Below are 13,277 nucleotides of genomic sequence, written 5' to 3'. Positions count from 1 at the left end.
TGGATCGTGGTGTGGAGCCCGTGAGCCGTGTCATAGAAACCGCTTTGGTGAAACCCGGTTGCCGAGGTCCGGGTCAAGAATGGACGGTTGCCCACAGATTGAATGGGCGACTTCCTGGGCCAGGATGGGTGCGTAGGCCAAACCTTTGCCGCCCAGGCCGGCGATCAGGTGCAGCCCGTCGCAGACACCTGTGATGGGCATGTGATCCGGCGTTGTACTTCTGAAGCCCACCCAGCCATCCTTGATATCCGTGCTGTGAAATCGACTGCCAAGCGTGGGGAACCAGTCATTGAGGGTCTGGAGATTGAGTCTATGGCTCTCATCACGAACCTGCGGATCCTGGCAATCCCGGTCAAAAGTTGCCCCGATGGACTGGGCACCGTCCAGCGGTGGTAGTGCATAGCCTGCGCCCGATATGGTCGCCCGCAGGGCGGGTTCCACGGCATTGATTCGGGTAATCTGGCCCCGGATACGCCCCAGGGGCAATTGCGGGAACCAGTCGGCTGTTGACGCCCCAGCGGCAACCACGATGTGCCGGGTCTCCAGGGCGGCGTCGGTATCGATTGGGACCTGCCAGTTACCGGTTGTCTGGGATTTGACAGGCCGACCGGTGACCTTTGCCTGGACGGTGCGGATTCTGGGATGATCCAGGGCGGCGCGTCGCATTCCCGAATGAAACAGGTGCCCGCCCCGCGGAAACCAGAGCCCACCACCAGGCACGTCGATTCCTGCCAGCTGACTGGCGGTATCCCTTGAGACCGGTTGCAGGAAATCCGGACTGTAGTCGTTCCGCGCAATGAGTTTCTCCTGGCGTTCCGCCTCGCGTTCGTTCCAGGCAACCTGGAGCGTTCCGGTCTGATACCAGAACCCTGAGCCGGGATGTTGCGACTGTAACCACGAATAATATTCCGCTGCGTGGAGAAAAGCCTGGTGGGCAAAGCGCGTTTCCGGAGAATACTCGACGGCAGGTTTCACGTAGAGCGCGCCCCGGCGTGCCGGATCCTGACCTTCCCGCGGCAGGTCGGGCTCAATTACCGCCACATCCATGCTGCGTTCTGCGAGAGCCCTCGCAGCCAGGGTACCGGCGATGCCGGCTCCGATGACCACGACCTGTAACGGATAACTCGCTTCCTGTCTTTGAACCATTTCACATTCCGTAACTTTTCATAAAGGTTAATTTCTGTACATGGGGTGCTGCCGGACCCACTATTGGAGCTGACATTAAACAGCGGAACATTGCCCACCATGGTGACACCGAATAAGCAACAGCTCGAGAAAAGCCGTCTTGGTCGATTACTCGTCAACCGGGGTTATATCACCGATGAGCAGTTGACGCAGGCGCTGGGCGAGCAGCGCGAAAGCGGTATGCGTCTCGGGGAAGTGCTCACCCGGGCGGGTTGGATCACTCAGCGTGAGCTGGATCGCACGCTCAAGCACCAGAACCGCTATCGTTATAGGGTCGCCGTCACGGCCATGGTTGTTGCGCCACTTCAGCCGGTTGCAGCGCTTGCATCGCCTGTTCCTGCCCTGCCAACGGTGGCCGTGCCCGCCGCTGGTCAACAGCAGTCCCTGAGCACCGGCATGAGAGCCCTCTCTGAGGCTGAGATGGGGCAGGTTTCAGGGCAGGGCAGTGATGACCTCGCAACCCTGGCTGATGCCATTCAGGGCGCGCCTGATTCGGATCAGGGTGCCGAGGACCAGGCGCTTGATGCGCTGGAGATCACCGCAAAGACCTTTATTCCGGTTCTCAACTTTCTGGACACCGATGTAACCGTTTCAGGCGTGGAATTTGGTGATCAGGGCCCAGGGTACCGGATCATGGATAACGGGGCCCTGAGTCTCAACATGCCTCAGCGTATTGAGGAAATCCGGATGGACCATATCCGGGTGGAAGGAAGTCCTGCTTCCGCCTCGATGGGGTCAATTCGTGTCAGCAACCTGCGCTTTTCCGCTGATTCGCAACTGACGATTCGCGCCCACCGGTAAGGCGCCAGACGTTCGCCCGCCCCGTATTATCCATTGGGGCCAAATGAGTATTGCGTTCACGTGCCGAGTTAAGTAAAGTCTGCGCCCATCATCGAGACCGCAGCGATGCCCGTTTTCAGGAGAGGTGTCCGAGCGGCCGAAGGAGCGCGCCTGGAAAGCGCGTGTACGTACTGCGTACCGAGGGTTCGAATCCCTCCCTCTCCGCCATACATAAAAGAACCCGGCTCATGCCGGGTTTTTTTATATATGGCCCAGAGGGCAGGGTGAGAAACCTCGCGGGTTCGACCGAAGCACGCTCCGCGTGCTGAGGAACGCCTGAACGCAGTGAAGGCGGCCCCGAAGGGGTGAGGCGCGAAGCGCCGAATCATCCCTCCCTCTCCGCCATACATAAGAGAACCCGGCCCATGCCGGGTTTTTTTATTCCCTGAACTCTTCTCATGCTACCTTCCGTATACAGCCTTGACTGAATAACTGAAACTGAAGCGTCCCGAGAGGACAGGGAGGAGCCCCTTGCGCGATCTGATACAGGCCTATCCGGAAATTGCAGCGGTACTTGTTCTCGTGGTTGGTGTCCTTCTGGGCAAGCTGGCCCAGGTGCTGGTGCGCCGCGCTCTTTCGCTGTCTGACCGGCTGGTCAGTCGATATGGAACGCGGCATCGCCACCTTGTTTCCCCCGTGTTCCAGCAGGGCTTTTCGTTACTGGTTTTTGCGGCCGTGCTGGTCATGGCAGCGGTGGTTGCCGTACGACTGCTGGATATCGCTGAACTCACCGCCTGGCTGGACGCTGTTCTTGCCTATGTGCCGCGCTTCCTGGTCGGCCTGTTCATTATCGGCGTCGGTAATGTGGTCGGTGCCCTGCTTCGTAACCTGACCGCCGGGGTAATGACCGGCGGCGACGGTAATGCGCTGTTGCCACGCCTCGTACATGTCGGGATTATCGCGGTTGCGGTGATAACCGGATTGCAGCAGATGGGGATCGACATCTCCTTTGTGACCCAACTGGCGCTGATTGTACTGGCAGCCCTTCTGGGCGCCCTGTCCCTGGCGTTCGCGCTTGGTGCCCGCCAGCACGTGGCCAACCTGATGGCGCAATCCGAACTGTCGCGGTATGCCACCGGGGATCGGTTGCGTATTGACGGGGATGAGGGGGTCATTGTCGAGATTTACCGAACCGGCCTCACGCTGACCACTGACGAGGGCATCGTCTCCATTCCGGCATCACGCCTTGCCAATGGTCGGGTGGTCCAGGTGTCCCAGAAACCGGCCGGGGAGTAGGGATATGGGTGCTGTCCATCCACTCAAGCTTGCCTACGCCCGGGAGCAACCGTCCGGGCTTGCCCACTATCTGGCAACCCAGGGGCAGGAGGCTGTGTCGGACGCCCTTGATGGACTTCCACCGGAAACGGCCGTGGCCGTGGTGGCGCGGCTACCTCAGGGGCATCTTCTGCGCACCCTGGCGGGAGAGAGTGATGATCAGCTGGCGCTTTGGCTGGATGCAGCGACGCCGGACCATGCGCTGTCGTTACTGCTGCACCTTGAAGAGGCGCGCCGGCCACGGATTCTTGGCAGGATTTCCAGCCGCAGAAAGCGACGTACCCTTGAGCGTCTCCTGGTCTATCCACGCTCGACGGTGGGCGCGCTGGTGGACCCCACCGCTACGCGCCTGAATGCTGACATTCAGCTGGAAGAAGCTGTTGCAATCCTGCGAAGCGACGATCACAGAGGCAAGGAAGTGGTCTGGCTGGTTGGGGAAGACGACGCCTATCTGGGGCTGCTCGATCTGCGCTCCGCACTCGTCGCATCCTCAGGTCAGGTTCCGCTGAGGCGGCTCCTGACGCAGACGCGCGCTCTGCAGGCGGATACGACGCTGAGGGATGCGCGGGATTTCCCGGAGTGGCTGCGTCACCCCAGGCTTGCGGTGACTGACCATGGGGGGCGTTTTCTGGGGGAATTGACGCGTCAGCGATTGATGGCTGCCCTGCAGGGGACACAACCCGCGAATCATGGGGTTGCCGAAGGGGTCAACGATCTTGCCAGACAGTATTTCCGCATTTTGGGAATCTGCCTTGATGACCTCTTTGGTTTACAGGGGAGAAAACGATGAACGTCAGTCACGGCGTGGAAAACGAATATCTGAGGCGTCATCCTGTTGATGCCGCTGAACAGCTCGAAACCATTCCGGATCCTGAGCTTGAGCCGGTTGTTGGCTCGCTCGACCCCAGGGCCCTGGGTATCGCCATGGAGTACCTGAGCCCGCCCAAGGCGATCGAGGTTTTTGAGGTGCTTCCCCGGGAAGCGCAGCTCGAGATTCTGGAGCGGGCCGCGCCACGGCTTGCGGTAACACTACTGGCACAGCTGGACGACAGTCGGCGCGAACAATTGCTGGAGGGGTTGCGATCCGTCAGCCGGGAGGATCTGAGGCGCCTGATGGCGTTTCGGGAGAATTCCGCGGGCCGACTGATGGACCGGTCCTATCTTGCTGTCCAGGCGGAACTGACCGTTGGTCAGGCCCTGAAACGGCTCCAGCAATCTCCCCTCAGGGGCGCGCGCTCGGTATTCGTGGTCAGCACTGAGCGTCGCCTCGAAGGTCGTGTCGATATCCAGGACCTGGCTCTGGCAAGCGGGGAAGAGTCTCTGGCGGACCACGTTCAGCGCGTTGATGAGGCGGTAACCACTGAAACCGATCGTGAGGAGCTTGTGGAGCTCCTTGAGCGCTCGCGCCTGGATTCGGTGCCGGTCGTCGACCTGGAGGGCCATCTGGTTGGTGTGGTGCGTTACCGGAGCCTGTTCCACGCCATCGAGGATGTTGCCACGGCCGACCTCCAGAAGATGGTTGGTGTCAGCCCGGAAGAGAGGGCCCTCTCGTTGCCGGGGTTCGCCATAAAGCGCCGTCTTCCCTGGTTGCACATCAACCTGCTTACCGCCTTTCTGGCGGCATCGGTTGTTGGCCTTTTCGAAGGCCTTATCGCCCAATTCACGGCGCTGGCGGTACTGCTACCCGTAGTGGCAGGGCAGTCCGGCAATGCCGGTGCCCAGGCGTTGGCCGTCACCATGCGCGGGTTGGCGCTCAGGGAGATTGGTATTCGCCAGTGGCGCCTGGTTCTGGGCAAGGAGGTTATGGTCGGACTCTTCAACGGTGTGGCGCTCGCCATAACCTGCGGTATCGCGGTTTACCTCTGGAGTGCCAGTTTCGGCCTTGCCCTGGTGATTGCCGTGGCCATGGTCATGTCCATGCTGGCCGCGGGTATTTCGGGGTCACTGGTGCCCATTGTGCTTACCCGTCTGGGGCAGGACCCGGCAACGGCGTCGTCAATTATCCTCACGACGGTTACCGACGTGGCCGGTTTCTTCTCGTTCCTGGGTACAGCGACGATACTCGCCTTTATGCTGTAGGCCGGGCTGGCTGGCGGGCAAAATGCGTCATCGCAAAGCCAGCACGCTCGGCTGCATCCGGAGAGACACGCTCGAGGTTCTCAACACGCTGCAATCGCGGCAGCAGGCCTTCACCATTGGCGACCTGAATGGCCAGGCCCGGGCGTGCGTTGAGTTCCAGGAGGAGGGGCCCCCTGGTCTGGTCAACAACCAGATCCGCTCCCAGATAACCCAGCCCCGCAAGATCATGGCAGCTTGCCGCCAGTGTCAGCAGGTTTTCCCAGTCGGGAATCGCAATGCGGTCAAGGGTGACGCCCGTATCCGGATGGGTGAGCACGCGGTTGGAGTACTGGACCGCGTGGACGCAGTGCCCCGTCGCAAGGTCCAGGCCGACACCGATCGCGCCCTGGTGCAGGTTCGCTTTGCCGTCGCTGGCATGGGTTGAGAGCCGGAGCATGGCCATGACCGGGATGCCCCGGAAAATGATGACGCGGATATCCGGAACCCCCTCGACGGACAGGTCCCTGAAGTAGGGGTCAGGGTCGATCAGGTCTTCGATTATCACCGAATCCGGGCTGCCCGCCAGGGAATGGAGCCCAGCCAGGATGTTGGAGCAATGGCGCTTCAGACCCTCCAGGTCGATGGTCTGGCCCGATCCCTTGACGAACAGGCCGTCCGTTACCTTTCGAATGACCATGATTCCCTTGCCGCCTGCACCCTTGGCGGGCTTGATCGCAAAGCCGTCGAGCCCCCTGAGCTGTTCACCCAGATCCCTTATGGAATGCTGTGTATCAATGACATGGCGAAGCGTGGGGGTGGGCACTCCGTACTCTCGGGCAAGGCGCTTGGTCTTGATCTTGTTATCGACCAGCGGGAAGAGATGCCGGGCGTTGTGGCGCCCGATGTAATCAAGGTTGCGCCGGTTCATGCCGAGGATTCCCCGGCGTTTGAGCTCGGAAGGCCTGATGAGCATCATCGGTCGTCCGCCATTACCCGGAAACGGTAGAGTTCGGATACCTTGTAGCCCGTGTACTGGCCGGTCAGGAGGATGAGGGCCAGGATGATCAGGTGCACCTCCGGGAAGTTGAACGTCAGGTGCGTAACCAGGGGCAGCTGCATGGCCGCATAGGCAATGATGGCGACGACAAGGCTGCCACCGCCCTGAATCAGTACCTCCCAGGCACCTTCCTCCTCCCAGAGAATGGACATGCGCTCAATCGTCCAGGCGATAATGATCATGGGGAAGAAGGTGATGGTCATGCCCAGGTCGATACCGAGCTCGTGGCCGAATACGCTGAGAAGCGCGGTCAGAAGGACCACCAGCACAATCAGGGTGGCGATCCGCGCCACCAGAAGGAGGTTGAGCCGTGAGAGGTAACCACGCAGCACAAGCCCCAGGCCAACAATGGTCAGGAAGGCAATAAGCCCGGGCACCAGGGTGGTCTGTATAAAGGCGAGGGCGATCAAAACGGGCATGAAGGTGCCCGATGTCTGGATGCCGACAATAATCCTCATAAAGGCAACCACCAGGGCCCCGATTGGAAGCAGCAGGAGAAGCTTGAGCATCCCCTGCTCCTCAATGGGGAGCTGGTAGAGGCTGAAACGACTGAGTCCCCGGCCGCCCGACTGGCCTTGCGCGAGCCCCAGTGCCGGCACCGTCTGGCGGATCATGGAGAAACGGACCTGCGAGTTCACGCCGCCCATCACCTCCAGAACGGGACCGTCGGAACGGTGCCAGACGAGCACATCCTCGGGAACCCCGTTACCGCCTTCCGGCCCCATATCAAAGATCTGCCACTGGCCATCCACGAAAACGTCCACCAATGGCGTCAGGGACTGGTTGCGGCGTGCGTCCTCAAGCTCGAGCCCCATGGCGAGCCGTGCCGGCACATCCGCCTGATTGAGCAATCGGACGAGCAGCTGTTCCGGGCTCATGTCGTCCAGCAGCAGAGAGGCATTCTGGTCCCCTTCGCCCTTGTTGATGGTCTTGATCAACTCCCGGGTCAGGCTGGCCTCGGTGCTTGAGCTTTGAAATGCCGCGGACAGCAGGTCGGACGCTGCCGTGGCTTCGGGTTCCTCCCACAGAATCTGCTGGGGTTCCGGCAACTCTGCCGCGGCAGGCTGGCGTGAATCCCGTTCCTTGGTGGGGGCGAACTGAGCCTTGTAGTAGAGGTTCTGGAGGCCTTCCGCTTCCCGTTTTGACCATTCCCCCCGGCGCCCTTCGGGCGAAGAGATCCTGGAAAAACCGTAGCCCGGCGAGGCAGCCTGTTCGGACAGCAGCTGGAACCCCGGAGGGTTCTCGGGGAGGCTAAGGTTGACCAGCGTTTCATCCCCTGTTGCATTGAAATCGATCCTGGCTTCGACGAGCCAGACCCGCACCTGCTTTTCCGGCATCAACGGGATACCCAGCTGTTCATAGCGCAGCCATAGCAGACTGAGCCCGACAATAATCAAGAGGGCCATAAAGCTGTAGAACACCGTCTTCTGTTTCACCCGTCAGCTCCGTTACCGTCTTCCGCTTCTTCGTCGTCGGTTGCTTCCTCGTCGGTCGCGTCCTCGTCGCTGTCCCCGGATTCCCCGGCCGTTTCGTCCGATGAATCCCTATCCGAAACTATGAATCTGCTGGCAACATCGACGGCAAAGAAATCCCGCAGGATATTGCGACCAATCAGGGCACGATAGGTGAGGTGTTCACGATTCGTCAGGGTAAACTCAGCCATCCGCTCAACCGAGCCCAGGCGGATCTTGAGCTCGATCACGGCACGACGCTCATCCTTCTTTCCGGCCTGGATGATTCGCACAAAACGGCTTACCGGCAGCTCGTACTGCTGTTTCTGGCCCTCGGCGAGAATAGACTGTGGAAGCGTGAAACGCACATAGTCTTCGCCATCGCTCTCGAACATTTCTATATCCCTGGCATCGAGCGAGGAGGTATTGGCGCCTGTGTCGATGCGTGCGGCCAGGTTGCGCCCCGGTGGCTGAAGATGGATTACCTCAACCTGGCCGATGATGGTGAGATTCGTGCCGGGCTGTCCGTTGGATTCCGGATCAATAACAGGGCATGGGTTTTCTGCTGCGCTGGAATCTGCATCACGGGCCCTGCGGGACGCTTCAACGAGTTCGCCCAGTTGGCTCTCCATTTCTCTCAGCCGCTGATTCCGTTCTGCCTCCTGTTGCTGTTGGCCGGTCATCAGCGCCTGGAGCAGAACCTGCTCTTCCGCCATCTGGCTCTGCTGGCGTGCCAGCTGGGTCTTGAGTACCGTGAGATCAGTGCGAAGCGACTGTTGCTGGAAAGCGCTGCAACCGGGGAGTACAAGCAGCGGCATCAGCAGGAAGATCAAAAGGGCGGACGTTGTTCGCATTATTCTGGGAATCCCGGGGTCAAACACTGTAACGCGAGAGTATAGAGGTTTCGGAACCGTTTTGACGATCCGGTAAAGGAACTGTGACGCTGATATTGAAGCCAGTTCTCTCCCAGTGGTAGACTTGCGCCACGCAACGGGCGGTCCCGCCGGTTGCGTTTGCTGTGGTGGTCCTGCTGGTGCCTTCGCAACGATAAACCGTGAACCCGGTCAGGCCCGGAAGGGAGCAGCCGTAGCGGTGGCCTCGTGTGCCGGAGTGTTGCTAGCAGGCCACCCCCATTATTATCCCTCCTGTTGCTGTCCCAAGAGAGCTGTTGCATTGTCGCTTGTCAGTCGTAATAGGGCTCGTGCTAAGCTGAGTTACCCGATTATGGATTCATTCGCATGACGTACCAGGTACTCGCACGTAAGTGGCGGCCCGCAACCTTCAATGATCTCGTTGGGCAGGAGCATGTCCTCAAGGCGCTGGTGCACGGCCTCGATAATGATCGCCTGCATCAGGCTTTCCTGTTTACCGGAACCCGCGGTGTCGGCAAGACCACCATTGGGCGCATCCTTGCCCGGTGCCTGAGCTGTGAACAGGGGGTCAGTTCCAGGCCCTGCGGTGAATGCGACAGTTGCCGGGAGATTTTTGAAGGGCGCTTTGTTGATCTGATTGAGATTGACGCCGCATCCCAGACCAAGGTCGAGGATATGCGTGAGCTCCTCGACAACGTCCAGTACTCACCCACGCGCGGACGCTACCGGATCTACCTGATCGACGAAGTCCACATGCTGTCGGCGCACAGTTTCAACGCCCTGCTGAAGACCCTTGAGGAACCGCCGGATCACGTCAAGTTCCTCCTGGCGACCACGGATCCCCAGAAGCTGCCGGTCACCATTCTCTCACGCTGCCTGCAGTTCAATCTCAAGCGCCTGAGCGCGGAGCGCATCACCGGTCACCTGGCCAAGGTCCTTGATGAGGAGGGGGTGCACTATGAAATGAATGCGCTCTGGCTTCTGGCCCGGGCCGCGGATGGCAGCATGCGTGATGCCCTCAGTCTTACCGATCAGGCCATTGCCTATACCGGGGCGGACCTGGGTGGGACCAGCGTCAGCCAGATGCTCGGCACCATTGACCGGGCGGATGTGTTTCGGCTCCTGGAGGCGCTGGTTGCGTCCGGTGGTCAGACATTGCTCGCCGAGACAGAGCGCATCGCTGAGTTTGCGCCGGATTATGGCGCGATACTCGCCGATCTTCTTGATGTGTTTCACCGGATCGCCATGGAGCAGGCGGTGCCCGAGAGTACCGACAATGCCCAGGGAGACCGGGATTTCATCCGTGATATTGCAGCCCGGCTCAGTCCCGAGGACGCGCAGCTATTCTACCAGACCGCACTGATCGCAAGGCGTGACCTGGAAGTGACGCCCGATGCGCGCATGGGCTTTGAGATGGCCCTGCTGCGGATGCTGGCTTTCCGGCCCGGCACCGGCGGTACGCCTCCGGACGGTGGTACGGAGGCGAAGGTGCCGCAGCGTGAGTTGGAGGAGGAGGCGCCGCGCGCGGAACAGGTATCGGTTCCGCCTGGAGTAGCCGAGGAGCCGCCAGCACCGGGTGATGAGGCACTGGATCCGATCACGGAGTCTGAAGCTGATACGGCGTCGGAGCCGCATCAGGACGACGTGGCACCGCAGCAGAGCCAACCTGGCGAGGTCGAGGAAGACCCGCCTTCGGATGCGGAAGCTCCCGCAGAACCGGAGGAGGCGGTCAGCGCCGCAGCCGCCACGGATGAGGCCGCCTTCGACTGGTGCCGCGATTTTGCACAGCTTGGACTGCAGGGAATGCCTGCGACGTTGGCGGCCAACGCCAGTTGTGCCGCGGAAGAGGGGGGCTGGATCCTGACCCTTGAGAGTGGCCATTTCCAGCTCATGCACAAACGTCATGAGGATCGAATTCGGGGGGCTATACAGGCGGTCATGGGAGCAAGTTTCCCTGTGACGTTCCGCGAAGGGAACCCCGGAGCGCAGACTCCGGTGGCCTATCAGGAACAACAGACGGCCGCTCGCCGCGAGTCCGCCGTTACCGCGATCAGGGGCGACCCGGTGGTACAGCAGATTGTGGACCGGTTCGAGGGCCAGGTCATTGAAGACAGCATACAGCCGCTGGACCCGTCAGGAATGGGGGCAGGGGCATCGAGAGAGGTGATGAGATGAAAGGTGGCATGAACGACATCATGAAGCAGGCTCAGCAGATGCAGGAAGACCTGCAGAAGGCGCAGGAGGAGATTGCCAAGGCCGAGGTTACCGGTGAATCCGGGGCCGGCCTTGTGAAAGTGACCATGAATGGTCGGCATGACGTCAGCAACGTTGATATTGATCCGTCGCTGATGCAGGAGGAAAAGGAAGTACTGGAGGACCTGCTGGCGGCAGCGGTGAATGACGCGGTACGGCGGATCGAGGAGTACCAGAAGGAAAAAATGTCGGGTATGACCTCAGGAATGGGTATGCCTCCCGGCTTTAATATGCCGTTCTGAGCGGAGGCGAGATGAGTCTTAGCCCACGGCTTGAAGCGTTGATTGACGCATTTTGCTGCCTCCCGGGTGTGGGTCGCAAGTCCGCGCAGCGTATGGCGTTTCACCTGCTTGAGCGGGATCGTGACGGAGCGGCGCACCTGTCCGCTATGCTGGGCGATGCGCTGGAGCATATCGGGCGCTGCGAGCTGTGCCAGACGTTCTCGGAAACGGATCGTTGCCCCGTCTGCCAGGACCACACCAGGAATCCGGAGCTGTTGTGTGTGGTTGAGTCCCCGGCGGACCTGGTCGCCATTGAGCAGTCCGGTGATTTCAGCGGTTACTATTTCGTGCTCCTGGGCCACCTTTCGCCAATTGATGGCATAGGCCCCGAGGACATCGGCGTGGACCGGCTTCTTGAGCAGATCCGTCAGCGCGGCGTGCGCGAACTGATCATGGCGACCAATGCCACGGTTGAGGGCGACGCCACAGCCCATTACATCGCCGACCGGGTGGATGAGTCGGTCGTTACCATCACCCGCCCGGCCCAGGGATTGCCCGTTGGTGGCGAGCTCGGCGTTGTTGATGGCGGCACCCTGAGTCACGCGCTTCGTGGTCGACGGCCACTGACGGGGCAGTTCGAGTGATGGGTGGTTTCAACGCGCCACCGGTCGATCCCTTCTGGCTGAATACGGGCGAGAGCCTGGATTCCTGGCTTGACACTCTCTCTTCGGGGCTGCCCCTGGGTATTGACTCTGAATTTGAGCGCACCAGCACTTTTTACCCCATTCCGGGCCTGGTCCAGATTTCAGCGGGAGAGGACGTGCGATTGGTGGAGCCGTCAGCAGTAGCCGCCTCCCATCGCTTTCCGGCGCTGCTGGAAGACCCGGACAGGGTCAAACTGCTGTACGCCATGAGTGAAGACCTGGAGCTGTTCCGCGAATGGTTGGGCGTGACTGCTTGCGGCGTGATCGACCTCCAGATTGCCGGTGCTTTCTGCGGTTATGGCCTCTCCGCCGGTTACGTAACCGTGGTTAACGAACTGATGGGCGTGGCGCTGTCGAAGGATGAAACCCGGTCCGACTGGTTGAAGCGCCCCCTGAGCCTTGCCCAGCAGCAGTACGCCATGGCCGATGTCTATTACCTGCAGCCGCTTTATGAACGTTTCGTCGAACAGCTTGAGGCAAAGGGCTTTCTCGAGGCCATGCGTGAGGAAACCGCGCAGGCCTGCACGCGCATGGCGACCCGGGAAGACCCGCAGAGCTACTACCTGAAGGTCCGCTCTGCCTGGCGCCTTTCAAAGGGGCGGCAGGCGGTTCTGCGCGCTCTCTGTGACTGGCGGGAGTCACGTTGCCGGGAACTGGACCGGCCCCGGAACCGGGTTGTGGGCGACCCGGTTCTGGTTTCCATTGCCGAGGCACTGCCTCGTAACCGTCAGTCCCTCGCCGCGATCCCCGGCATACCACCGGGCGTGGTCCGTCGCGACGGGGAGGCGCTGCTGGCCGTGATTGACAATGTTATCAACGGCGAACATCGACCTGTTGAGCCCATTCCACCGCCGCTTTCAAAAAAGGAACAGCAACGGTACCGCAGCGTGAAGGCAGTGATTCGTGATGTCGCCGAAACCGCGGGTCTGCCTCTGGAACTTATCGCCTCCAGGCGTTATCTTGAGCCGGCGGTTCGGGAAGGATTGAAAACCGGTAGTATTCCCTCTTTTCTGAAAACAGGCTGGCGGGCTCAGCTTCTGGGCCAGCGGCAGAAGGAAATGGAAAGCATCCTAAATGAGTGAGAAATACCTGGTCAGCGTCTTCAGAAGCCCCCGTCGGGAAGGTATGTACGTTTATATTCCCCGAGAGAACAGCCCATTGGATCTGCCCGCATCCCTGCTTGAGTATTTCGGCAGGCCGGTGCATGCCCTCGACCTTGTACTGACACCCGAGCGAAAGCTGGCGCGGGTCGATGTCGCGGACGTGCTCGCGGCGATTGACGATCAGGGCTTCTATCTCCAGATGCCGCCTTCGGTCGACTCGGCGGAGGCGGCAGGCACGTGATTTCAGGCATTACAGAG

General features: G+C 60.6%; 13 protein-coding genes, 1 tRNA gene and 2 other RNA genes. 12 read left to right on the top strand and 4 right to left on the bottom strand.

The window, feature by feature from the left end; translation table 11 throughout:
• Positions 1-30 precede the first annotated feature (30 nt).
• Positions 31-1,146 carry an FAD-dependent 5-carboxymethylaminomethyl-2-thiouridine(34) oxidoreductase MnmC1 gene (gene mnmC1 / locus DES49_RS08360; protein ID WP_133735949.1) on the bottom strand — a complete coding sequence of 372 codons (1,116 nt, stop codon included), beginning with the start codon at positions 1,144-1,146 and terminating at the stop codon, positions 31-33.
• A 99-nt stretch (positions 1,147-1,245) separates the two neighbouring features.
• Between mnmC1 and DES49_RS08355 the strand changes: the two genes are divergently transcribed.
• The 6 genes from DES49_RS08355 to mgtE all read left to right on the top strand — a co-directional run bounded on the left by DES49_RS08355 (position 1,246) and on the right by mgtE (position 5,379).
• Positions 1,246-1,986 carry a cyclic di-GMP-binding domain-containing protein, MshE-related gene (locus tag DES49_RS08355; protein ID WP_133735948.1) on the top strand — a complete coding sequence of 247 codons (741 nt, stop codon included), beginning with the start codon at positions 1,246-1,248 and terminating at the stop codon, positions 1,984-1,986.
• Between the two features lie 118 nt (positions 1,987-2,104).
• A tRNA-Ser gene (locus DES49_RS08350) sits at positions 2,105-2,193 on the top strand.
• A gap of 36 nt (positions 2,194-2,229) precedes the next feature.
• Positions 2,230-2,370, top strand: a non-coding RNA gene (locus DES49_RS08345) — RtT sRNA.
• 126 nt (positions 2,371-2,496) lie between these two features.
• A complete protein-coding gene (locus DES49_RS08340; protein ID WP_133735947.1) occupies positions 2,497-3,261 on the top strand; it encodes a mechanosensitive ion channel family protein in 765 nt (254 codons plus the stop codon).
• 4 nt (positions 3,262-3,265) lie between these two features.
• Entirely contained in the window at positions 3,266-4,090 is an 825-nt protein-coding gene (locus DES49_RS08335) for a magnesium transporter MgtE N-terminal domain-containing protein (RefSeq protein WP_166646038.1), read from the top strand.
• Entirely contained in the window at positions 4,087-5,379 is a 1,293-nt protein-coding gene (gene mgtE / locus DES49_RS08330) for a magnesium transporter (protein WP_133735945.1), read from the top strand. Before DES49_RS08335 ends, mgtE begins: the two co-directional genes overlap by 4 nt.
• Here the strand turns inward: mgtE and DES49_RS08325 are convergent.
• The 3 genes from DES49_RS08325 to DES49_RS08315 are packed head-to-tail and all read right to left on the bottom strand — an operon-like array spanning position 5,369 to position 8,720.
• Positions 5,369-6,331 carry an alpha-L-glutamate ligase-like protein gene (locus DES49_RS08325; protein ID WP_133736152.1) on the bottom strand — a complete coding sequence of 321 codons (963 nt, stop codon included), beginning with the start codon at positions 6,329-6,331 and terminating at the stop codon, positions 5,369-5,371. The two genes, mgtE and DES49_RS08325, sit on opposite strands and share 11 nt — an antisense overlap.
• Positions 6,331-7,821, bottom strand: a complete 1,491-nt coding sequence (locus tag DES49_RS08320) for an inactive transglutaminase family protein (RefSeq protein WP_133736151.1) — start codon at positions 7,819-7,821, stop codon at positions 6,331-6,333. The genes DES49_RS08325 and DES49_RS08320 overlap by 1 nt, the downstream gene beginning before the upstream one ends.
• A 26-nt stretch (positions 7,822-7,847) precedes the next feature.
• Positions 7,848-8,720 carry an ATP-dependent zinc protease family protein gene (locus DES49_RS08315; protein ID WP_133735944.1) on the bottom strand — a complete coding sequence of 291 codons (873 nt, stop codon included), beginning with the start codon at positions 8,718-8,720 and terminating at the stop codon, positions 7,848-7,850.
• A gap of 174 nt (positions 8,721-8,894) precedes the next feature.
• Here DES49_RS08315 and ffs point away from each other — a divergent pair.
• The 6 genes from ffs (at position 8,895) to DES49_RS08285 (ending at position 13,260) form a co-directional block, all read left to right on the top strand.
• Positions 8,895-8,991, top strand: an RNA gene (ffs, locus tag DES49_RS08310) — signal recognition particle sRNA small type.
• 113 nt (positions 8,992-9,104) lie between these two features.
• A complete protein-coding gene (gene dnaX / locus DES49_RS08305; protein ID WP_133735943.1) occupies positions 9,105-10,913 on the top strand; it encodes a DNA polymerase III subunit gamma/tau in 1,809 nt (602 codons plus the stop codon).
• Positions 10,910-11,233, top strand: a complete 324-nt coding sequence (locus DES49_RS08300) for a YbaB/EbfC family nucleoid-associated protein (RefSeq protein WP_133735942.1) — start codon at positions 10,910-10,912, stop codon at positions 11,231-11,233. Before dnaX ends, DES49_RS08300 begins: the two co-directional genes overlap by 4 nt.
• A gap of 11 nt (positions 11,234-11,244) precedes the next feature.
• A complete protein-coding gene (gene recR, locus DES49_RS08295; RefSeq protein WP_133735941.1) occupies positions 11,245-11,856 on the top strand; it encodes a recombination mediator RecR in 612 nt (203 codons plus the stop codon).
• On the top strand, positions 11,856-12,998 hold the full coding sequence (locus tag DES49_RS08290; protein WP_133735940.1) for a ribonuclease D: 1,143 nt from the start codon (positions 11,856-11,858) through the stop codon (positions 12,996-12,998). The genes recR and DES49_RS08290 overlap by 1 nt, the downstream gene beginning before the upstream one ends.
• Positions 12,991-13,260 (top strand): YcgL domain-containing protein, encoded by a 270-nt coding sequence (locus DES49_RS08285; RefSeq protein ID WP_133735939.1) that lies wholly within the window; start codon positions 12,991-12,993, stop codon positions 13,258-13,260. The genes DES49_RS08290 and DES49_RS08285 overlap by 8 nt, the downstream gene beginning before the upstream one ends.
• Positions 13,261-13,277: the final 17 nt, after the last annotated feature.

The sequence above is a fragment of the Halospina denitrificans genome (assembly GCF_004364635.1).
GTDB lineage: Bacteria > Pseudomonadota > Gammaproteobacteria > Pseudomonadales > Oleiphilaceae > Halospina > Halospina denitrificans.
Note: the sequence above shows the minus strand (reverse complement) of the source record. Positions and strands in the feature narration are given on the sequence as shown.

What these genes read in the sequence shown, in the direction of transcription:
- DES49_RS08285 (WP_133735939.1), top strand. Translation starts at nt 12,991, where the DNA reads ATGAGTGAGAAATACCTGGTCAGCGTCTTCAGAAGCCCCCGTCGGGAA.
- DES49_RS08315 (WP_133735944.1), bottom strand. Translation starts at nt 8,720, where the DNA reads ATGCGAACAACGTCCGCCCTTTTGATCTTCCTGCTGATGCCGCTGCTT.
- DES49_RS08290 (WP_133735940.1), top strand. Translation starts at nt 11,856, where the DNA reads ATGGGTGGTTTCAACGCGCCACCGGTCGATCCCTTCTGGCTGAATACG.
- mgtE (WP_133735945.1), top strand. Translation starts at nt 4,087, where the DNA reads ATGAACGTCAGTCACGGCGTGGAAAACGAATATCTGAGGCGTCATCCT.
- DES49_RS08355 (WP_133735948.1), top strand. Translation starts at nt 1,246, where the DNA reads ATGGTGACACCGAATAAGCAACAGCTCGAGAAAAGCCGTCTTGGTCGA.
- recR (WP_133735941.1), top strand. Translation starts at nt 11,245, where the DNA reads ATGAGTCTTAGCCCACGGCTTGAAGCGTTGATTGACGCATTTTGCTGC.
- DES49_RS08335 (WP_166646038.1), top strand. Translation starts at nt 3,266, where the DNA reads ATGGGTGCTGTCCATCCACTCAAGCTTGCCTACGCCCGGGAGCAACCG.
- DES49_RS08300 (WP_133735942.1), top strand. Translation starts at nt 10,910, where the DNA reads ATGAAAGGTGGCATGAACGACATCATGAAGCAGGCTCAGCAGATGCAG.
- mnmC1 (WP_133735949.1), bottom strand. Translation starts at nt 1,146, where the DNA reads ATGGTTCAAAGACAGGAAGCGAGTTATCCGTTACAGGTCGTGGTCATC.
- DES49_RS08325 (WP_133736152.1), bottom strand. Translation starts at nt 6,331, where the DNA reads ATGCTCATCAGGCCTTCCGAGCTCAAACGCCGGGGAATCCTCGGCATG.
- DES49_RS08320 (WP_133736151.1), bottom strand. Translation starts at nt 7,821, where the DNA reads ATGGCCCTCTTGATTATTGTCGGGCTCAGTCTGCTATGGCTGCGCTAT.
- dnaX (WP_133735943.1), top strand. Translation starts at nt 9,105, where the DNA reads ATGACGTACCAGGTACTCGCACGTAAGTGGCGGCCCGCAACCTTCAAT.